Source organism: Microbulbifer mixtoriginis (SeqCode) (assembly GCF_052466715.1).
Genome location: NZ_CP174288.1, coordinates 93972 through 115034, shown reverse-complemented (window position 1 = coordinate 115034; position 21063 = coordinate 93972). Strand labels below are relative to the sequence as shown.

Sequence of the window (21063 nt, the reverse complement as noted above, 5' to 3'; positions counted from 1 at the left end):
CCACCCGTCTTTCTTCGCCCTCAGCTGATCGATAAAAGGATTGATCCACCATGGCGCTCACTTCTACAATAGCAGCTCCTATTCTGTTGGTTCAGTCCCACACGCACCCTCTCGCGTGACCGGGCCCAAGCCAACATCGCATTTTCCATAGCAGGTGTTCCCTTGCGCAACAACGATACCGCCACTACCGGCTTTCTCGCCGGCGTTGCCGCCTTCCTTATTTGGGGGCTGGCCCCAATTTACTTTAATCAGCTACAAGGCATTCCCGCAGCTGAGATCCTCGCCCACCGCAGTATCTGGTCCTTCGCGCTGGCGCTGCTGATTATGTTACTGCTGGGCAAATTGCCCGATCTTATCCGCACTCTGCGCGACCACAAGAAAATGCGGGTGTTGGCCCTTACTACCGCACTGATTGGCGGTAACTGGCTGGTATTTATTTGGGCTATTAACAATGGCCATCTGCTGGAAAGTAGTCTCGGCTACTACATCAACCCATTAATCAATATTGTCCTGGGGGTTTTATTCCTAGGAGAAAAATTGCGGCGCCTACAATGGTTGGCGGTGGCGCTTGCCGCCATGGGTATTGTCCACGAACTCTGGCAGTTCGGCCGTGTGCCGGTCATCGCCCTATTCCTGGCTGGGTCTTTCGCCCTCTATGGGCTTGCGCGCAAACGTGCGCCGGTGGAAAGCCTTACCGGGCTGGCCATAGAGACTCTGTATATGTTGCCGGTAGCCTTGATCTACCTGCTTTGGAGCGCCAGCCCCACCAGTAACTTATTGAACAACGGCTGGGAACTAAACAGTCTGTTGGTATTGGCCGGCCCCGTCACCCTAGTGCCACTGCTGTTATTCACAATTGCTGCGCGCAGGCTGAACTTATCCACGGTGGGATTCCTGCAGTACATCGGGCCCTCACTAATGCTGGTGGTCGCCACCCAAATGCTTGGTGAGCCATTTAGCGAGGGCAAACTCACTACCTTTATGTTTGTATGGATGGGTCTAGCGCTCTACTCAATGGATGCCCTGGCACAAAGACGCAAACTCCATTTGCAGGGCAAGGCCTCACTTTAAGGATAAGCTTCGCCAGCCCAGTGTGTGAAAATGGCGGCTACGGATAAGGATTAAGTACCGCCATGCACCAACCCCCTCGACTTTCAATCGATAAGTTGCCGCTTCCCGGCCGGCAGCAGTTACTTACGGTGCTAATCGCCATACTGGCTTGGACCCTGCTCCTAGGACTTTACTGGAAAGGTACTTATCCAGAACTGCTGGTGCGCACCAGCAGTTCCGCACTGGCCGCGCTGCTGTCTTACAGACTGCTGGAACATTGGCCCCAAAAGTTACCGCAATCATTACCGCGCTGGGCCCTTCAAGTTGTTGGGGTAGCTCTATCCATACCCTTGGCCTTACTGACCGTCTACATGGGCACAGCAGAAGAAGGTGGACCCTCATTTTGGCAAAACCACGACCAGCACCTGGGCTTTCTTGCCATTATGGTAACCGGTGTATTGTTTGCCCCCTGGATCGCCATGTCCGCCCTATTGCGCCAGCGAGATGAAATAGTACGCGAGCAGGCCAGACAATTTGAACGTACGCGGGGCGCACTGGAGCGGCAGGCACTGGATAGTCGCTTGCGATTGTTACAGTCCCAGGTAACGCCACACTTCCTTTTTAATACGCTCGCCAATGTGCGCGAGCTGGTGGATTCCGCCTCTCCACAGGCACCAGCACTACTGGACAGCCTGATCACCTATCTGCGTGCAACCATTCCACAGTTGGATTCAAGCCAAAGCACTCTTGGCCAAGAACTGTCCCTGGTCAAAGCTTACCTGTCCCTGATGAAAATGCGCATGCCCGATCGCCTGCATTTTTCTATCAATGCCGATGAAGAGGTTCACTCACTCCCCTGCCCATCTTTGGCCTTATTGACCCTTGTTGAAAATGCCGTTCGCCACGGCATAGATCCCAGCGAAAGCGGCGGTGAAATTAAAATACGTGTACTCCTACATAAAGGTATGTGCAGAGTAAAAGTTCAAGATACCGGGGTGGGCATGCAAGGTAAAACCAGCGAAATAGGAACAGGACTTTCAACATTGCGAGAACGTTTACGCCTTACTTTTGGGGAAACGGCTTCGCTGGAATTATCGGCCCTACAACCTCGGGGAATGCTCGCAGAAATCCACTACCCTATCGCCAGGAAACAACACCTATGACACTGTGCACTGCTACCGCCCTGGTCGCCGATGATGAGCCCCTACTGCGTCAAGCCCTTATTCGCAAACTTGCCGCCCAATGGCCCGAATTGGAAGTTGTGGCGGAGGCGCGCAATGGCCGAGAAGCCATAGAGTTATTTGAACTCCACCAGCCGGATATTTGCTTTCTCGATATCCAAATGCCGGGCATTTCCGGCGTTGAGGCAGCACAGGAAATTGGCCGCCGCGCCCATTTGGTCTTTATTACCGCCTACGATCAATATGCCGTGAAGGCCTTCCAGCAAGAAGCCCTGGATTATCTCGTTAAGCCTGTGGAAAACGACCGACTAGCCAACACCGTGTCTCGTCTGCAAGAACGCCTGCAAATGACAAGCTCAGTAAAAAACAGCCTTCAGTCGTTGGAACAAATTACCGAGCAGTTTCAAAAGACGCAACCAAGCACTTATTTGCGCTGGATTAAAGCCTCTATTGGAAACACCCTGCGTTTAATCGCGGTAGAGGATATCCACTATTTACGTTCCGATGAAAAATATACGCTAATAGCCTGGAGTGAATCACATGGGAAGACATCTGAAGCACTGATTAAAACACCTCTAAAAGACCTTTCTGCCCAGCTGGACCCACAACATTTCGTACAAGTACATCGCTCAGTAGTCGTTAACTTTAAAGCCATTCAACATGTCATCCGAGACGGAGATACAGCTCAAATACATTTAAAATATTGCCAGGAAGTTTTGCCTGTCAGTAGACGCTATATGCACTTATTTAAGCAAATGTAACCAAAGCAAAGACTGGTTTTTTAACTCGGCAATGAAAAGAACTTAAAAAGATAAGATCTGAAGTCTAGGGATGAACAAAATGGAAGTTTTATAGATCCGGGCTTACTCTTGGTTTATCTCCAAGATCAACGATTGGCAAAAAAATGCTGAAAGTTTTCGCCAAACTTTTCCTGGCCATTCTACTCTTCTCAATTCTGTCTTCTCATTCGACAGCCAAACAACCTGAATCCCTTCGTCACTATCCTCCCTATGTGGAAGACGATGGCAAGATGCATATTTACTTCTGTGGCACCGGAACCCCGGACCCGGCCTATCAATGGCTGCGCCATCCTGCCTGTGTAGCAATACGCAGTAGTGGAAAATTATTCCTAGTTGATGCGGGTGAAGGTACGACAGCGCGTATCGGCCAGCTGGATCTTAACTTGGCTCAAGTGGACCCTATATTTATTACTCACTGGCACTCTGATCATTTTGGTGGTCTGGCAATGGTGATTAATGAATCCTGGTTTGTAGGCGCCAGCAAACCGATCAACGTTTATGGTCCCTACGGTATTTTCAACATTATGGAGGGGATCAGAAAGAGTTTTGGGCCCGATATTCTCTTTAGATCAGCAAACAGACAAGGGATACTCAACCCCATTTTAGCTGTGGCCACTCCACACCTAATAAACATTGCCGGAGATCAATCGGAAGTTATCCAGGAAGTCTGGCACCATGGAAACACTACGGTATCTGTCTTTGCCGTGCATCATGAGCCCGTATTTCCAGCATTTGGCTATGAGATACGTTTCGGCCCCTGTAAAGTCATTATCACTGGAGATACCCATGTATTCGATGGCCTGGAAAATATTGAACGTGACGCGGATTTATTAATTTCTGAAGCCCTCAGCTACGCCCAATATATTAGTAAACTCAAGCAGACTGGGAACAATCGCAGGGCACAACTTCGCTATGAAAAAGCGGATCAAATCATTCATTATCACTCCAACACGCTGGATATTGCCAAAATGGCAACTAAAGCGGGAGTAAAATCTGTTGCCCTGACTCATCTTATTCCCCCCCCGGTAACGGAAGCCGATAAAAAGGGATTTGTTGCTGGCATGAGCAACTATTACTCGGGCCCTATTAGAGTAATGGATGACTTAGATAAAGTAACACTTGCAGATAGTGGACGCGGACAATGTAGGGTGGAGTATCCATCAGACAGCAAGAACAATAAAGCAAGTAAAAAACCCACAAATAAGCAAGACATACAACATAAGCAATCAACAGAAAATAGCGGCTCTAAACTCTAACCAGAAAATCATATGGAAATTCCTTATGAAGTCTCTTCAAACTATGATTCTTGTATCTGCTTGCCTAACACTTCCCTTAAGTGCTAAGGGAGAGGCAGACATTGGTGGTGTAACGTTCGAAAAATTAGTGGCTTCAAGCAAAGACTGGGAGGGGCATAAACTCCCTGAAATGAAACCGGGTCAACAAGAGCTAACTATTGTTCGCGTAAAAATCCCCCCAGGAAAGCAAATGCCAGTACACAAACATCCTGTTTTAAACGGTGTGTATATTGAGAAAGGCACGTTGACTATTGTTCTTCCTGGACAAAAAGAAACACTAACTCTCGGAGAGGGAAAAGCTTTTATTGAGGTCACCAATAAATGGCATTATGGTCGCAACGATGGTAGTGAACCAGTAACCATCATTCTTTTCTACTCTGGCCCTGAAGGGGAACCAACAACCATTTTCAAAAACCCAGAAGAAAAAATAAATTAAGGCAACATAAAAAATAAAATTTAATGGCTACTCACATTAGCCTGTCTCGTTAGCGCACCAAGAATCGCCAGCACACTTAAGGCTGGCGATTCTATCAAATCAGAAACTTTACCCCACCCGATGTAAGGCACAAATTTTATTTCCTGCAGGATCACGCAAATAGGCAATATACAATTTGCCAGCTACACCCTCACGTATTCCAGGAGGATCTTCACAAGCAACCCCGCCATTAGCAAGACCTGCTTGATGCCAAGCATTAGCTTCTTCAGTACTCTTTGCACTAAAACCTATAGTACCGCCATTGGCATGAGAAGCTACTTCCCCATCAATAGGCTTGGAAATAGCAAAGACACCGGTTTTAGTGAAGTAAAAGCAGCGACCTTTTTCATCAATAACACCTGGCTCATAGCCCAGAGCACCTAAAACAGCATCATAAAACACCTTAGACCGCTGAACATCATTAGCACCAACCATGATATGACTAAACATTACACCCTCCTGTTCAATAGTAAATGACAAGACAACCTGTAAGGTTATCTAGGTAGTAATAACTGAATTCCTTTTACTCCACATCTTCTGCAGTATGACTATCATCTACCCCGACTAAAAATTGGTCAACACTTTATCGCTGCATACTGCCATTCAACGCTCTCATTCAGCATTCCGTCAATCTCCAGATAGCAACACTAATAGCCTAAACATAAACTCTCGAACAAAAGGAGGCATAGAGGATAAATATTAATCAACTATCAGAAGATGAAGTTTAGATTAAATGCAAGAGGGGAAAAGTCGATATCAGCTGTTATAGGCAAAATAAAATCATATAGAGCAAGCGAAGACGAAGAATATGTGGGCTAATCTGAAAACACAATGTTAATGTCACCATCTAATAATTTCCTTATTGCATGATAATGCTCTATGTATAGGACTCAAATAACGTTTTTTAGGAAAACAAAATGACTCAAAGAAAGTATGCCAAGAATTGAAACCAACTCAAGTAAAGAAGCAGTCGTACATAAAGTCTAGAGGACATCATGAGTAACAAAAAAGAAACACGAAAAACCACAGTCAGTTTATCTGAACTTTATGTAAATGTGAAAATTAAAATATCTGCTTTGTGGGCATCAGTATTATTTTGTTATATATATGGAGATTTCTTTGGGCTATTCAAGATAGGAAAAATTGAGAGAATTATAGAGGGATTTGGTCCATTCGGTGCAGTTACTCAAGGTTCACTACTTTCAGTAGCGATAATAGTATCAATACCATGCATTATGGTTGCACTAACATTAATGCTAAAGCCGAAGATTTGCCAATGGCTTAATATAATTTGTGCCACAATATTTATTATATTCTTGGGCGCCACAATGCTCATATCATCATGGTACTTCTATTTTTATCTAGGCTTTATTGAAATCACTCTTAAGTTAGTAATTATTTGGCTGGCTTGGCAGTGGCCTCAAGAAGAGACATGATAATAAGCAGAATAGTTACTAAGAACGCAAGATAGAAAATATAATTCCACCTCAAAATTTTTATACCTTGATTTCAACATGCTTGACCTGGACCAAAATATCGATCCAGGTCAAGCAGGCAGAACCTTCATACAACTGCCATCAACAAGCACTATAACTATCACCAATACAGTTGTTTTTATCAAAAATAGGGAGTTTCTTCAACCTTATATTTCACTTCAGCTATTTTAGGGTTTACTAAATTTTTTAGTGAAACTCCAAAAAACTTACTCTTTAAAAATTAACAACCCATTCAGTTTTTCAGACTTAAAATACACCTACAACGGGCCTTTCTGTTTAAGACACAAGCTCCCAACAACAATCCATCATAATTTTTCAGCCATGGAATAGTGTCCGTAGACTGCTGGCATTCCACAGGATTGTAAATACTTATGATTTTTCCTTAGGAGCTGAAATAAAGTACATATTACTTGAGAAAGAAATTCGCCTCTCTCGACACTTCCTCCCTCAATCATTTTCTTACCCTTGTTCACCTCCCTAATTAACGGAGAAATCCTTTGGTAAGAATCTCCCTCTCTCTTTGAAAACATGAAACATATGATGAAAGTCTCAATCAATAGAATTACCGAGCCCAATAAAGCCTCTCAATGTAATAATATGAGAAAATCAGTGGAAAATTAGCATAGATAAAATTGGGGAATGAGAGGCTTTTTAGCCTATCTATTTAACCAGTCATCCATAGCAGCCAGTATCTGATGCCTATAGGGCTGGGTTTCATTGATCATTTGGTGACGGGCACCGCGAATTAATACTCGGTGGCAATGCGGAAAACGATCGCGAATTGCGCGCATATCATAGCGCCAATCCACCGTGCCATCACCGGTGCCCTGTACCACCAAGATCTTGCGTGGATTGCGTGCGCTTTTGGGAAAAGTCTTGATCCAATCCACCATGGCGCCAAGCCAACACATGGAAATTACCCTGGATTGCAGGGGGTCGCGCAGGGCCTGGCGCCGGGAGAATTCGGCATCGTGGGTATTAATCGTGAACTCTCGACTGGGTTCACTAATAAACAAGCGTCCAAGATAGTACTTCCATTTCACCAGAAGCCAATTGGCCGGGCGCACCAGAGGAGCCAACAGAAAAACCTTATCTAGTGGCTGTTTACGACTGTATTGCAAGTGCGCTAATAAGGCGGCACCACCAGTACTTTGCCCCAGGGCGTGCCAAGGCTTGGGTAGTTTCCCTTCGGCAACCGATAAAAGACGATCAAATACCTGGCGGTATTGCAGGAAAGTCTGAATAGCCACCCGCTCGCCGCTGGAGAGGCCGTGACCAGGAAAATCGAAAATCACCACATTGAGATTGCGCTCGAGGCCAAAACGAATCGCTGGTCCATAAATACCGGTGTGATCGAAATAACCATGGCAGATAAACAAGGTACCGCGTGGTTTTTCAACCAGCCAATATTGGGACACCAGCTCAAAGCCCGCCGCAGTAAAAGTGCCGACACCGGTTTTATAGGAGAGAGGAAAATGTAAGTCGTAAAAATTTCGGTAGTCTTGCATCTCAGTCAGCAACGGTGCCGTATCATTGGCAAAGTCCAGCTGCGGCAGCTTTTGCCGCAATGCCGAGTAGTCCGGGCGCTGAATTACCGGGCTACTTTCGTAGGTGTTGATGTCTTGCAAGGTTTCCATTGAACCAATGGTACTGCATTTTCACTGGGTGGGAAGAGACAGGCTGAGTGAATGGTGACTTAAATATGAAAAAGGCGGACACAATGGCCGCCTTTCTTCACTGCAAAATAAGTAAGCGCTTACTTGATTTGCGGTTCCAAATCGCCAGCGGCATAACGCTCACTCATGGCATCGAGGCTGAGCGGACGAATCTTGCTGGCCTGACCGGCGGTACCGAAGGCTTCGTAACGCGCAACACAAATTTCCTTCATAGCTTGCATAGCAGCCTTGTAGAATTTGCGTGGATCAAATTCTGACGGGTTCTCGGCCAGGAAACGACGGGTGGCGCCGGTGGAGGCGAGACGCAGGTCAGTATCAATATTGACCTTACGTACACCGTGCTTGATGCCTTCGCAAATCTGCTCTACCGGCACGCCGTAAGTTTCGGGGATTTCACCACCGAACTCATTGATTACCGCCAGCCACTCCTGAGGCACAGAGGAAGAACCATGCATCACCAGGTGAGTGCCTGGGATACGCGCGTGGATTTCCTTGATACGGTCAATAGCAAGGATGTCACCAGTAGGCGGGCGGGTAAATTTATAGGCACCGTGGCTGGTACCACAGGCAATAGCCAGGGCATCCACCTTAGTTTTTTGTACAAAGTCCGCAGCCTCTTCCGGGTCGGTCAGCAGCTGATCATGGGATAGCTTGCCCTCAGCACCAACACCGTCCTCTTCACCGGCCATACCGGTTTCCAGGGAACCCAGGCAACCCAGTTCACCCTCAACAGAAACACCACAGGCGTGTGCCATATCTACTGCGCGCTGAGTAACATCAACGTTGTATTCGTAGGAAGCCGGGGTTTTGCCGTCCTCACGCAGGGAGCCGTCCATCATCACGGAGCTGAAACCCAGTTGGATAGAACGCTGGCACACTGCCGGACTGGTGCCGTGGTCCTGGTGCATTACCACTGGAATTTCCGGGAATTCCTCAATGGCGGCCAGGATCAGATGACGCAGGAAGGGCGCACCGGCGTATTTACGCGCACCGGCGGAGGCCTGTACGATTACTGGGGAGTCGGTTTCCTTGGCCGCCTCCATAATCGCGCGCATCTGTTCCAAATTGTTTACGTTGAAGGCCGGTACGCCGTAACCATGCTCGGCAGCGTGGTCCAGCAATTGGCGTAGGCTGATAAGAGCCATATTAAATTCCTTTCTCGTCTACTCGTCGTATTTGTAATTTTTTGCTTTTATTGCCTTCCACATTTAAGAGGAGGGCATTATTGGGTACTCAGTCTTCGCCGCGGGACTCCAGGATGGCTACCGCGGGCAGCTTCTTGCCTTCAACATATTCCAAGAAGGCACCACCACCCGTGGAAATATAAGATACCTTATCGGCAATACCATATTTATCCACAGCCGCAAGGGTGTCGCCACCGCCGGCAATAGAAAAGGCATCACTATCGGCAATGGCCTTAGACAGATGCTCAGTGCCAGCACCAAACTGATCGAATTCGAATACGCCTACAGGGCCATTCCAGATAATGGTTTTCGCGCCCTTAAGAATCTCCGCCAGCATTGCAGAAGATTGTGGACCAATATCAAAAATCATATCGTCTTCAGCCACAGCATCGGCGGCCTTGGTTTCCGCTACAGCTGCTTCGCTGAATTCCTTACCGGTCACAACATCAACGGGCACAGGAATATCGCACTTCTGCATCAAACCCTTGGCGGTATCCACCAAGTCGTGCTCACAGAGAGACTTGCCCACCGGCTTGCCGCTAGCGGCGAGGAAAGTATTGGCGATACCACCACCCACAATCAGCTGGTCTACTTTATCCGCCAGACTCTCCAACACAGTGAGCTTGGTAGACACTTTAGAACCACCCACAATCGCAACCAATGGACGGGCTGGCTCAGCCAGTGCCTTCTCCAGAGCATCCAGTTCGGCTGCTAGTAATGGACCGGCGCAAGCGACTGGAGCAAACTTGGCCACACCGTGTGTGGAAGCCTGGGCGCGGTGCGCAGTGCCAAAGGCATCCATTACAAAAATATCGCAGAGTGACGCGTAAGCTTTAGCCAGCTCTTCGCTGTCTTTTTTCTCGCCGGCATTGAAGCGTACGTTCTCCAGCAACGCCACCTCGCCCTCAGCCAGCTCGACGCCATCGCGCCACTCTTTGATCAGGGCCACTTCTCGACCGAGTAGTTCACCTAAATGCGCAGCTACCGGAGCCAGGGAGAATTCATCCGCATACTCCCCCTCTGTAGGACGGCCCAAGTGGGACATCAGCAGTACTTTGGCACCAGCATCAATGGCGGCCTGGATAGTGGGAAGCGCCGCGCGAATACGGGCGTCAGAAGTTACCCGACCAGCTTTCACCGGTACATTCAGGTCCTCGCGAATTAGTAGGCGCTTACCCGCAAGCTCCAGATCTGTCATCAATTTGACCGCCATTCGCCAATCCTCTTCTACTTCGATTAACTGAAAATGTGGGCGCGGAGTATATCAACTGCGCCGCACCACTGCCGACAGTTAAACAAGGAAAAACATGGCAGTTTTAATGTCAGAGCCAGAAAAGATCGAAATTCACTCTAAGCCTGTTTGGCAGAAGCACCTGTAGGCACCTAATGCCAAACTTATAGCCGCGCTCATATAAACTCCTAACTCCATACGCGAGCTAGGTATTTGGCAGAGAAGCTGCACGAAAGACTCAACTAGAACCTATGGCTTGAGAGATCCAGCCTCACCCTTACGACTCGTGTTCTCTTGCCTCTCTGCTCTGTAACCCATTGATGCAAAAGTTCTTTTCGCTGAAAAGCCACACCGCTAGAATCGCCGACCCCATCGAATAAGCACTACTACACAAGACCCGGCGTATACCACGGTAGCGGCGGGGCACATATGGAGATTTCTTACCTATGGAACAATCCGACAGCGATATAGTCTTTCAAAGTTACGGACGCTGCTGCAACAATGAGGAATTCTTTAAGGACTTTTACGATCGCTTTATGGGCAGCTCCGCGGATATTCGCAATCTATTTGCCAATACAGATATGAAGGCCCAGCGGCATTTGTTGCGTAACGGCATTATGCAATTAGTGCTTTACTCCCGTGGTATGTCTGACACCAAACTGCGCGCCCTGGGTAAAAGCCACGACCGCACTGGCTATAATATTCGCCCAGAATGGTACCGCCTGTGGCTGGATGCCCTGATAGCCACCCTACGCCAACATGACAGTGCGTTCTCCCCTGAGATCGAAGCGGCATGGAACCGTGCCATCACACCAGGAATCGATATCATTCGCCAAGCCTACTAAGTCATTAGGCTTTTTATTGGGAGCTACCTACGCGTAAAGCAGCGTATTTGCCAGGTGCTCCCTCGCCCGCTATAAGAACTCAGTAATAAAGCTCAATTCATCGTGCATCAATATAGGTCTACAGCATGCCCACTAGCTCTTTAGATCGTATTGCACAGGTAACTCCTCCATGAACTAGTGTCGTATTCATGGAGAAAGCAGCAAACAATTAGCCAATCTGTTTTCAGAAAAAATTTTATAATAAGAAACTCATAAGAGACTCAGCGTTAATTGCCTACCACTCAAAAGCGCCCCCAATACCGATTATTAGGATTATTCGACAAGGAAATACTATGAAAATTGTACGAAAGTACAGTGTACCCCTGACACTGATTCTGGCTATATCTGCCTGCGGAAAAGCACCAGAAAATAATAATCACGAACAAAACTCTCTCAGCTCAGCATTAACCTCCACAGCAAGTGCCACAGCTCCGCTTTCCATCAATTTCGAGAAATTTACCCTGCCGAATGGCCTGCGCGTTATCGTTCATGAAGACCGCAAAGCTCCCATTGTTTCCGTGGGAGTCTGGTATCACGTTGGTTCCAAGGATGAAAAACCTGGGCGCACAGGCTTTGCCCATTTATTTGAGCACTTGATGTTCAGTGGCTCAGAAAATTACAACGATGAGTATTTCAAACCTTTTGAGCAGGCCGGTGCCACAGGAATGAACGGCACTACCTGGCTAGACCGTACCAATTACTTTGAAACTGTACCGACCAACGCACTGGACATGGCCCTTTGGATGGAATCCGATCGAATGGGCCACTTACTGGGAGTGATTACCCAGGAAAAGCTCGATGAGCAACGCGGGGTGGTACAGAATGAAAAGCGCCAAGGGCAAAACCAACCCTACGGCAAAGTTTGGGAGCGTATGCAAAAAGCGATCTTTCCCGCCAATCATCCCTACTCCTGGACCACCATTGGCTCGATGGAAGACCTCAATGCCGCAACCCTTGAGGATGTGCATGAATGGTTCAAACAATACTATGGTGCAGCTAATACCGTATTGGTCCTAGCTGGCGATATCGACGTGGAAACGGCCAAGGCTAAAGTGAGCCACTACTTTGGCGATATCCCCGCCGGCCCTCCCCTAATAAAGAAAAAGGCCTGGATTGCAAAACGGGATCAATCCAGCCGCGAGCAAATGTTCGACCGCGTAGCCCAGCCCCGCCTGTATAAAGTCTGGAATACCCCCAACCTCACCCACGAAGACGCCAATGCTATTGCTCTGGCCGCAGCAGTGCTCGGTGACGGCAAGAATTCACGCCTGTATAAGCGCCTGGTTTATAAAGACCAAATCGCCACCAATATCAGCGTTGGCCTGCATGAATTCGAACTCTCCTCCATCTTCCCTATTACCGCAGACGTCAAGCCCGGTGTAGCACCTGCTAAGGTGGAGGCCACCATTGAGGAAGAGCTGGAGAAATTCCTTGCCGAAGGGCCAACCGAGGAGGAGCTGGCCAGGGTAAATATGAGCGAATACGCCTCAATGGTGCGCAGCCTCGAGCAAGTCGGAGGCTGGAGCGGTAAAGGGGTACTCCTTGCCCGTGGCGAACTCTATAAAAATAGCCCCAATGCCTATCTGGATGCACTGAGTGAGAAACAAAAAATCACCCCACAAAAGGTTCGTGAAGCTGCACAGAAATGGCTGTCCAGTGGTGATTACAATCTTGAAGTTCTGCCCTTCCCCGAATACAAAGCAACCAAAAGCCGGGCTGACCGCAGCAAACTACCTGAGACGGGCAATTTCCCCAGTGTACCCTTCCCCAAGCTACAAACAGCCGAGCTTTCTAACGGACTTAAAGTAGTCCTGGCTGAACGAAACTCTGTACCTGTCGTGGATCTACGCCTGCAGTTTGATGCCGGATATGCCGCAGATCAGGGCAACAAATTGGGCACATCCAGCTATGCGATGTCCATGCTGAAAGAGGGCACCAGCAAACTGGATGCACTGCAGATCAGTGCGAGAGAAGAAATACTGGGTGCTCATATTGGCGCAGGAGCCGACATCGACACTTCTACCGTGCGCCTCAATGCCTTGAAAACCAACTTAGATGATTCCCTAGCGCTATTCGCCGACATTGTTATGCACCCGGCTTTCTCAGAAGAGGAAATTGAACGTAAACGGGCGCGCTGGATCGCCGCTATTCAACAAGAAAAAACTCGCCCAGTACAAATGGCGTTACGCAGCTTACCGCCATTACTTTATGGAGAGGGCCATGCCTACGGCGTACCATTTACCGGTTCCGGTACAGAGACCTCTATAGGGTCATTAAATCGTGATGACTTGGTGGACTACCATAAAACTTGGCTGCGCCCAGACAATGCCACCCTAGTTGCTGTTGGTGATATCACCCTCGAGGTATTAACACAGAAATTGGAACAGCATTTTGCCGATTGGAGCGCACCAGAAAGTCCCCTGCCCCAGAAAAACCTTACACGAGTAGCACATCCTCAAAAAGCCAGTGTCTATCTAATTAACAAGCCTGACGCAGAACAAAGTATTATTATTGGCGGCTTGCTGGCGCCCTCCGAAAAGATTGCTGAGCGCGATGCGATGCATATGATGAATAATATTTTTGGCGGCACATTCACCGCTCGCCTAAATATGAACCTGCGCGAAGATAAGCATTGGGCTTATGGGGCTTATTCCTTTTTAACGGGAGCGAAAGGCCAGCAGCCATTAATGATCTATGCACCGGTACAAACAGATAAAACCAGAGAATCCCTGCTAGAACTGCAGACTGAGTTGCGCAGTTATATCAGCAACAAACCAGCTCAGGAAGAGGAGTTGCAAAAAGTAAAAAATAAAAGTGTCAATGAGTTACCAGGTAGCTTTGAAACCATTAAAGCTGTTTCCAGTGCAGTTTCGAGCATAATCACTTATGACCGCCCTCTGGATTATATGGATAGCTATGCAGAAAAAATCCGCAATGTAAACCTTCAGGCAATACACAAATTGGCCCAGGACACTATCAAGCCAGATCAGTTTATCTGGGTGATTGTTGGTGATAAAAGCAAAATAGAAAACGGTATTCTTGAACTTAACATTGGTCAGATTATTGAACTCGACACCAATGGCAATCCGATAGAAAAAACAACCCTGAACTAGCCCCCTAATACTGACCAGGCACACAAAAGTGTGCCTGGCTTCTAATTCACACACCTTTAAAACCAAATTTAAATACTTAAGTATTATTTTTTATTTTTATACCCGCCGTAAAGAAACGTTTTCAAATGAAAACCTTTCAATGAAAAAACCGCCAACTTTTAACCAGCTATTAAAAATATATTTTTTTAAATAAAAAGCACGTTTTTGATTCCTCAAAAACTAAAAGGTTGTTATTTTTCATGACGGGGAAAGGCGGGATTTACTTCCCGTAAGGATTTCCTCTCCCCAAAAATAAAATAATATCTGTTAAGGAGTAACTCATGAAAAAGGCCCTTTCGATATTTGCCAGCGGCGCCCTGGCATTAAGCCTAGCGGCATCTGCCACTGCCGAAGACAAGCGCTATATCGTTACATTCAAAGAAGGCAAGGGGGAGTCCGTCAGGTCTCTAGTTCAGCAAAACGGCGGCCGTAAAGCGCTTGACGTTCGCAACCATAATGCTATGGCTGCACACCTGCCGGCAAAAGCATTAATGGCACTACGCAGGAACCCCAATGTCGCCTTTATTGAAGAGGATCTGAAACGTTATCCACTGTCTCAGGAAGTACCTTACGGTATCCCTATGGTACAGGCAGACCAACTCAGCGATTTACAAGCTGGCAACCGCACCGTATGTATCATTGATTCCGGTTACGACCTGGCCCACGAAGACCTGTCAGGCAATGCCGTTACCGGTAGCAACGATCCAGAGGGCACTGGCAACTGGTATGAAGATCAAAATGGCCATGGTACCCATGTAGCCGGCACTATTGCCGCCATGAATAATAACGCTGGCGTTGTGGGGGTAATGCCTAACAGCAATATCAATCTGCACATCGTCAAAGTATTTGGTGCTGATGGCTGGGCTTACTCTTCATCCCTGATTGCCGCTGCAGAAGATTGTGCAGCGAATGGTGCAAATGTAATTAATATGAGCCTCGGTGGTGACAGAGCCAGCTTCTTTGAGAGACGCGGTTTCGATAATCTCAATAAACGCGGCATTCTCTCAATTGCCGCCGCTGGTAATGATGGCAATACCCGTCATAACTATCCTGCTTCTTACAACTCCGTTGTATCTGTAGCAGCGATCGACAGCAACAAAAACATCGCAGGTTTCTCCCAGCAAACCAATCAGGTTGAACTCGCTGGGCCTGGCGTGCAGGTATTGTCCTCCATCCCCACTGGCAGCGGCCAGGCAGCCACCCTGGAAGTAGCAGGGGCTGAAGTCGAAGCCGCAGCTATGACTGGTACTCCCATTGGGACGATTACCGGAGCCTTGGAAGATTGTGGTACCGCTGAATCTGCCTGCGTAAGCGCAGCAGGTAAAATCTGTTTAATTCAACGTGGCAATATCAGCTTTGCTGATAAAGTTCTGAACTGTGAAGCCGGTGGTGGTGTTGGAGCGATCATCTATAACAACGTACCCGGAATGCTTTACGGTACCCATGGTGGCGTGGAGACTCATATTCCTTCCGTGGGTATTTCCGATGCGGATGGCAGCGCTTTATTAACCCAGCTGGGGGCCAGTGCAACGATAGAGACCGAAGCACAGGATTACGCCTACTTTAATGGCACCTCCATGGCGACCCCACATGTTGCTGGTGTAGCTGCTCTGGTTTGGAGCCACTACCCGAACTGTAGCAACAGCGAAATTCGCACAGCCCTGCATGCTACCGCAGAGGATCTGGGTGATGCAGGCCGTGACAATGCCTATGGTTATGGCTTGGTTCAAGCCAAAGCCGCATTTGATTACCTGGCGGCCAATGGTTGCACCGGCTCCATGTAATTCTGATCGAACCTTCTCAGATGGGGGGAGCTTATTGCTCCCCCTTTGGGAAGGATTCATCCTCTGATTAGAATTAGCAGTCAGCAGCTGAAATAATATGGCCTGTTATTGTGGGAACAGCCAAGTGTGCTCTGAGCTATAGCTTTCCAGAAATAGAAGCTCTAAATACTTACATAATGTTTAATATTTTATAAGTATCCAATTTCCCCAACAAAAATCTGCTCGCCAGGTTCTAAAAGGCCAGAAGTTGCTTCCAGCCTTTATCTGCAAACACTATTTACCAGCCACCTGCTTTACTTGATCATTAAGAACCGCGTGTTGCATGCCGATGGTCCCCAATGCCTCTACAGGCAAAAATACCTTGTTGTTTGACTCGGCCATTTTATCTAGGACTTCCAAGGTTCTATAAGCCAGATATTTATCCGTCACCGATTTGGCAAGCAAATCATTGACCTCTTTCTGTCCAATCGCTTTTTCACGGGCAATGGCACGATTCATTTTTTCCCTCTCCAAATCGCGCTCCATCTGTATCTTCTGAATCTGAAATTGAGCCTTTTCCTGCTCTATGAGCTCACGTCGCTCGGCCGCACGCTCTTTAGCCTGAGTGATGACCTTAGGAAATTGGATATCCGCCAGTCCCAAACGCTTAATTTCAATAGGTGTGCCTTTTAGGGCTTTGGATACCTCATTAAACAGCTCGTGGCTCAGAGACTCCCGGCTTGAAGCAATCTCATTGATGGAGTACTTGGCTACAACACGGCGTACCACATCTCTAATTACCGGCTGTGCATAAGTACCATAAACGCGATTTACCGAAATATTGTCATTGTCAGGCGGAATACGATCGAAAACACTATCGATAGCCTCTCTACTGATGGCACCGGTCATACGTACATCAAAGCTCATATTAAGCTGATCTTTGGGCATAAAGACTTTAAATTTTTCCAAATGACCAAAGTCTGCAATTGTCATTGTGACCAATTTGTCACAATAAAACATACACATATCCAAGCGAAACTTGGAAGGCGGTACCACTTCGGGCTTGTAGCCACTCTCCGTTAACACCTTGCCAACATGTGCAGGCGGCACTTCTACCCGCTCACCACAAGCGGACAACATAAAAAGGGAAGCCGCCAGGCCCGCAACTGAAACAAAACGCATTTTCAACACCAATCAATAAAAAAAACAAGATATTGCATTTACTCACATACAACAAGACAGAGAAATTAAGTGAAAGATGTTACAATCGATAAAAATTTAAATCTGATTTATCGAAATAAAAAATATGCAATTAGAATTTATAACCGCAACACTATTTAATCTCGGCATCAACCTAATCTACACAGTTTTGGCTCTTTTTATTGGAATAATCGCCTTAATAACAATCGACAAAAAACTGCTACGTACAGTAGACATCGAAGGTGAATTGAAAAATGGCAATATCGCAGTTTCTATCTTTGCGTCCACAATTCTGATTTTTGTTGCCATCATTATTTCTTTCGGATTGAAAGGGTAAAAACGTGTATAAAGGGATTGTCCCCTTGCTTATTTTCTCTGTGCTGTTAACACTGCCAGAAATTCTACGCAATACAATTCAAGAGCCTGAATTAAAACCTTCGTCGGAGCAGCCCCTCAATTCAGCAAGTAGGGCCTATGGTTCTACTAACGCTGATACCATAGATCGCCAAAATGGGGTGGTAAGAGTAGTGGGTACCAGCTATCCACTACCGGAAGAAACAATCCAACAGGTAGTGGCCAAGCGTTCTCTTGAGGAGAGCGCACAGGTTTCCATCTGGAACTGGCAAGGGCTGGAGGCAGTCACAGCTACTGCAAGAGGGCTGGATAAACAGCACCATTTTGCCAATAGCTACCTGGTGGGCTTCAAGCCTTTCCAAACCCGCGAGCTTTGGGTACCGCTATATACTTTGGCGATGCAAAAGGAGTATCAGTACGACCATCTGCAGTATGCCGGACTTTCCGATATCTGGCAGACATCCCGTCAGGCTTATTATCAAAAGCGCGGCGACTGCGAAGATCATGCCATCTTACTGGCCGACTGGCTGATTGAGCTGGGCGTGGACGCGCGAGTAGCACTAGGGACACACAAAGGCCAGGGACACGCCTGGGTAGTTGCCATATTGGATGGCCAGGAGTACCTACTGGAAGCCACCAGCAAACGGCGTCAGACCAGCTGGCAAGCGATGCCATTTGCAGCCCTGGCAGAAGGTTATGAAGTAGAGTTCCAGTTTAATCGCCATTTCTTCTGGGCAAAACGCAATTCCGCCTCTACGAGAAAGTATCGCGGCAGTCACTGGATAAAAAAATCTCAGTTCATTCGCAGCTGATCTTGCCTGGGATCGCCCGGCAATTATTCCGGGTGATCTCAGGCTTAATCTCAAACGCGACAAGACTCAGATTGGTGAACCCGGTGGCATCGCTTTAATGTCCCCGGCTTTTACTTCAAGTTCACCGCGCATGAAAGATTCAATGCGTTTGGCTTGGAAATAATAATGGGCATTGTATCCCTGCGAATCTTCACCAAATAATTTTTTCTGCCCAAGTGCCAATTGGAATTTGGCCAGCTGTAATTGTGCCTTGGCTCGTATCGATTCAGCGGCAGTGCGATCACCAGCAAGCAGCATCAGCTTCTGGATGTATACATGGTTGATACGCTGGTGAATTGACGCGTGTAAACCGGAATACTGTTCATTATCCAGAGCTCCCGTGGTAAGCCGCTCTAATAAACTATCGAATGCAGGAATTTCACTACTACGTGCATTCTGCTGATCCATACGTGCCGCCCGCTGTGGGTCCATCAGGATCGACAGGGTGTGACCCGCTGCTGCTTCGGCCAAAGCCACTGCGTCGAAGGCGACTCCGGTGTGAGAGGGGAAACTCTCCCTGGTACGTTCATAACCATAGGATTTGGGGGGAATTAGCTGAAGAACCTGTTCTGACAATGCCAGAAATTCTGGCGACAGAGTTTCAACTAGCGCATCCATGGCTTGCTGTTGGCGCTCAGCCGGTACTAGCGTGTAGCTATTCTGCTCAGCGCCGTTATATAAGTAATCGTAATCCAGCCCACCAATCAACTTGCCCACAGCTTCGGCCTGATAGCGATGCCCGTAGTAAACTGGCACCAGGGTCTCCTCCAGGTCAGAGCGAGGCGCGGATTTGGGATTTGCCGCGCGAGAGAAATTATCCAGAGCATGGCGGCGCAGCTCGGTCAAACGGCTGAACTCTTCCAGGGGATCCCTGCCGTTATCCCATAAATGAGAGGCTGCATGAGCATTGTTTATCGCGCGGGAATCGGGGTCAGAAATAAAGCGTAGCTTTTGCTTCTCCGCTTCTTCGATGATGCTATCCAGATAGGACTGTTCCTCCCCGCCGTTTCCGTAGCCATAGCGAATTGCTAACTTATCCCAATCACCAATACCAGTGGCATATGCCTCAGAGAAATCCAGCTCGGTGCCCAACAGAGCAATCAGCGGCGCCGGATAATCCATCACGGAAGCGCGCTCTACGGCACTCGCGGCAAAATTATGCGCAAGACCCAGGGTATGCCCCACTTCGTGAGCAGACAGCTGACGGATTCGAGCTAACGCCATCGCCTGCAAGGCCTGGGTATTAGCAGATATATCGGAATAGGGCTGCAAAAGCCCTTGGGCGATTAGAAAGTCCTGGCGTACACGCAGGGAGCCCAGAGTTACATTACCCTTGAGAATCTCGCCGGTACGGGGGTCAAAAACAGAATATCCATAGGACCAACCGCGGGTGGAGCGGTGTACCCAATTGATTACGTTGTAACGCACATCCAGCGGATCTACACCTTCCGGCAAGATTTCCACGCGGAAGGCGTCCTTATAACCGGCTGCAGTAAAAGCCTGGTTCCACCAGCTGGCCCCCTCTACCAACGCGCTGCGTACAGGCTCCGGCACACCGGAGTCCACGTAATAAACAATAGGCTCAACCACTTCATCACTACCCGGTTTTTTCTCCAGGCGGTGCCGGTAGATAAGGCGCTGATCCAGAGGCTGGTCAATTGCCGTAGCGTAATCACGGAAAGTGAAGGGGAAATAACCGCTGCGGCTGTGAAATGCTCGCGGCTGGTAATGTTTATCAGGAAGCTCTATTAGGGAGATATGCTGACGCAGCGAAACCAGAGTGGGAGTTGGCACCACTTCACGCAAATACTTACCAGGCTTGCTACCAGAAAAAGTCAGTTGAGCCTCAAACTCACTGTTCTTGGGGAAATTTTTGGTGCGGGGCAAGTAGATTGCGGACTTGGACTTATCCACAGAGTAATTGCCTTGCTCCGCCTGTTTCAAACGAGCACTAATACCGTGCTGATCGCTGAGAAGGAAGGGGGTAAAGTCCACCAGGGCAACGCCATCCTCCTGTGCCAAAGTTTCAAAACCCCAGAGCACAGAAGAGGCAAAAGCCTCCTCCACCGCGCGGCGTTCTGCCAGGTTTTCTGATTCAGCGCGATAGTTGGCGTTCACTTGGTGCATTAGCACCCTGTTACCCACACGTTGGAACTTAACCAAACGGCTCTCGCCTATCTGATTGCGGTCCAGACCCACAGGGTTCGATCCAAGCCCCTGGGCCAGACCGGTGAGAAGCAGCAGTTCACGCTCAAACTCATTAATCTGCAACAGCACCCGACCGCTGTTTTCATCCCAATAGAAATCGTGATAACCACTGTACTTGCGCATATCTGCCGTGTACTCGGCGATATCCCCAGACCGAGCCACTGTGCTTAACAACACTAAGCACAGAGCCATCAACTGCCTGCTGAATGACATTTGCCATCCCCCAATTCTTAATTATTTAGAGCCAATACCCTGCAGCACCA

The 21063-nt window shown here is 48.0% G+C and carries 17 protein-coding genes; 11 read left to right on the top strand and 6 right to left on the bottom strand.

The window, feature by feature from the left end:
- Positions 1-162: 162 nt before the first annotated feature.
- The 5 genes from rarD (at position 163) to ACJJH9_RS00760 (ending at position 4762) form a co-directional block, all read left to right on the top strand.
- The gene (rarD, locus tag ACJJH9_RS00780) at positions 163-1071 is read left to right on the top strand and encodes an EamA family transporter RarD (protein WP_444883034.1); all 909 of its coding nucleotides are present in this window, start codon (positions 163-165) and stop codon (positions 1069-1071) included.
- Between the two features lie 62 nt (positions 1072-1133).
- Complete coding sequence (locus ACJJH9_RS00775) at positions 1134-2213, top strand: sensor histidine kinase (RefSeq protein ID WP_444923977.1); 1080 nt, start codon at positions 1134-1136, stop codon at positions 2211-2213.
- A complete protein-coding gene (locus tag ACJJH9_RS00770; RefSeq protein WP_444923976.1) occupies positions 2210-2992 on the top strand; it encodes a LytR/AlgR family response regulator transcription factor in 783 nt (260 codons plus the stop codon). The genes ACJJH9_RS00775 and ACJJH9_RS00770 overlap by 4 nt, the downstream gene beginning before the upstream one ends.
- A gap of 143 nt (positions 2993-3135) precedes the next feature.
- A complete protein-coding gene (locus ACJJH9_RS00765; protein ID WP_444923975.1) occupies positions 3136-4287 on the top strand; it encodes an MBL fold metallo-hydrolase in 1152 nt (383 codons plus the stop codon).
- 25 nt (positions 4288-4312) lie between these two features.
- On the top strand, positions 4313-4762 hold the full coding sequence (locus ACJJH9_RS00760) for a cupin domain-containing protein (RefSeq protein ID WP_252083650.1): 450 nt from the start codon (positions 4313-4315) through the stop codon (positions 4760-4762).
- A 108-nt stretch (positions 4763-4870) separates the two neighbouring features.
- Here the strand turns inward: ACJJH9_RS00760 and ACJJH9_RS00755 are convergent, their stop codons facing one another.
- Positions 4871-5251, bottom strand: coding sequence for a VOC family protein (locus tag ACJJH9_RS00755; protein ID WP_444923974.1), 381 nt, complete (start codon positions 5249-5251; stop codon positions 4871-4873).
- A gap of 545 nt (positions 5252-5796) precedes the next feature.
- On the opposite strand from ACJJH9_RS00755, the gene ACJJH9_RS00750 reads away from it, so the two are divergent.
- On the top strand, positions 5797-6237 hold the full coding sequence (locus ACJJH9_RS00750; protein ID WP_444923973.1) for a DUF6326 family protein: 441 nt from the start codon (positions 5797-5799) through the stop codon (positions 6235-6237).
- A gap of 716 nt (positions 6238-6953) precedes the next feature.
- On the opposite strand, the gene ACJJH9_RS00745 is transcribed toward ACJJH9_RS00750, so the two are convergent.
- From ACJJH9_RS00745 to ACJJH9_RS00735, 3 genes are all read right to left on the bottom strand, one after another.
- On the bottom strand, positions 6954-7934 hold the full coding sequence (locus ACJJH9_RS00745; protein ID WP_252083653.1) for an alpha/beta hydrolase: 981 nt from the start codon (positions 7932-7934) through the stop codon (positions 6954-6956).
- A gap of 119 nt (positions 7935-8053) precedes the next feature.
- Positions 8054-9118, bottom strand: coding sequence for a class II fructose-bisphosphate aldolase (gene fba / locus ACJJH9_RS00740; protein ID WP_252083654.1), 1065 nt, complete (start codon positions 9116-9118; stop codon positions 8054-8056).
- A gap of 88 nt (positions 9119-9206) precedes the next feature.
- Positions 9207-10370 (bottom strand): phosphoglycerate kinase, encoded by a 1164-nt coding sequence (locus tag ACJJH9_RS00735; RefSeq protein ID WP_444923972.1) that lies wholly within the window; start codon positions 10368-10370, stop codon positions 9207-9209.
- A 464-nt stretch (positions 10371-10834) separates the two neighbouring features.
- On the opposite strand from ACJJH9_RS00735, the gene ACJJH9_RS00730 reads away from it, so the two are divergent.
- The 3 genes from ACJJH9_RS00730 (at position 10835) to ACJJH9_RS00720 (ending at position 16208) form a co-directional block, all read left to right on the top strand.
- Entirely contained in the window at positions 10835-11233 is a 399-nt protein-coding gene (locus ACJJH9_RS00730) for a globin (RefSeq protein ID WP_252083656.1), read from the top strand.
- 332 nt (positions 11234-11565) lie between these two features.
- The gene (locus ACJJH9_RS00725; protein WP_444923971.1) at positions 11566-14385 is read left to right on the top strand and encodes a M16 family metallopeptidase; all 2820 of its coding nucleotides are present in this window, start codon (positions 11566-11568) and stop codon (positions 14383-14385) included.
- 320 nt (positions 14386-14705) lie between these two features.
- The gene (locus ACJJH9_RS00720; RefSeq protein WP_444923970.1) at positions 14706-16208 is read left to right on the top strand and encodes a S8 family serine peptidase; all 1503 of its coding nucleotides are present in this window, start codon (positions 14706-14708) and stop codon (positions 16206-16208) included.
- Between the two features lie 273 nt (positions 16209-16481).
- Here the strand turns inward: ACJJH9_RS00720 and ACJJH9_RS00715 are convergent, their stop codons facing one another.
- Positions 16482-17369 carry an SPFH domain-containing protein gene (locus tag ACJJH9_RS00715; protein WP_252083659.1) on the bottom strand — a complete coding sequence of 296 codons (888 nt, stop codon included), beginning with the start codon at positions 17367-17369 and terminating at the stop codon, positions 16482-16484.
- Between the two features lie 124 nt (positions 17370-17493).
- Here ACJJH9_RS00715 and ACJJH9_RS00710 point away from each other — a divergent pair, with 124 nt between their 5' ends.
- Together ACJJH9_RS00710 and ACJJH9_RS00705 are read left to right on the top strand one after the other, a co-directional pair.
- A complete protein-coding gene (locus ACJJH9_RS00710) occupies positions 17494-17724 on the top strand; it encodes a DUF350 domain-containing protein (protein WP_252083660.1) in 231 nt (76 codons plus the stop codon).
- A 25-nt stretch (positions 17725-17749) separates the two neighbouring features.
- Positions 17750-18553 carry a transglutaminase domain-containing protein gene (locus ACJJH9_RS00705; protein ID WP_444923969.1) on the top strand — a complete coding sequence of 268 codons (804 nt, stop codon included), beginning with the start codon at positions 17750-17752 and terminating at the stop codon, positions 18551-18553.
- A gap of 66 nt (positions 18554-18619) precedes the next feature.
- Here ACJJH9_RS00705 and ACJJH9_RS00700 read toward each other — a convergent pair whose 3' ends face one another.
- Positions 18620-21013 carry a zinc-dependent metalloprotease gene (locus ACJJH9_RS00700; RefSeq protein ID WP_444923968.1) on the bottom strand — a complete coding sequence of 798 codons (2394 nt, stop codon included), beginning with the start codon at positions 21011-21013 and terminating at the stop codon, positions 18620-18622.
- Between the last annotated feature and the right edge of the window lie 50 nt (positions 21014-21063).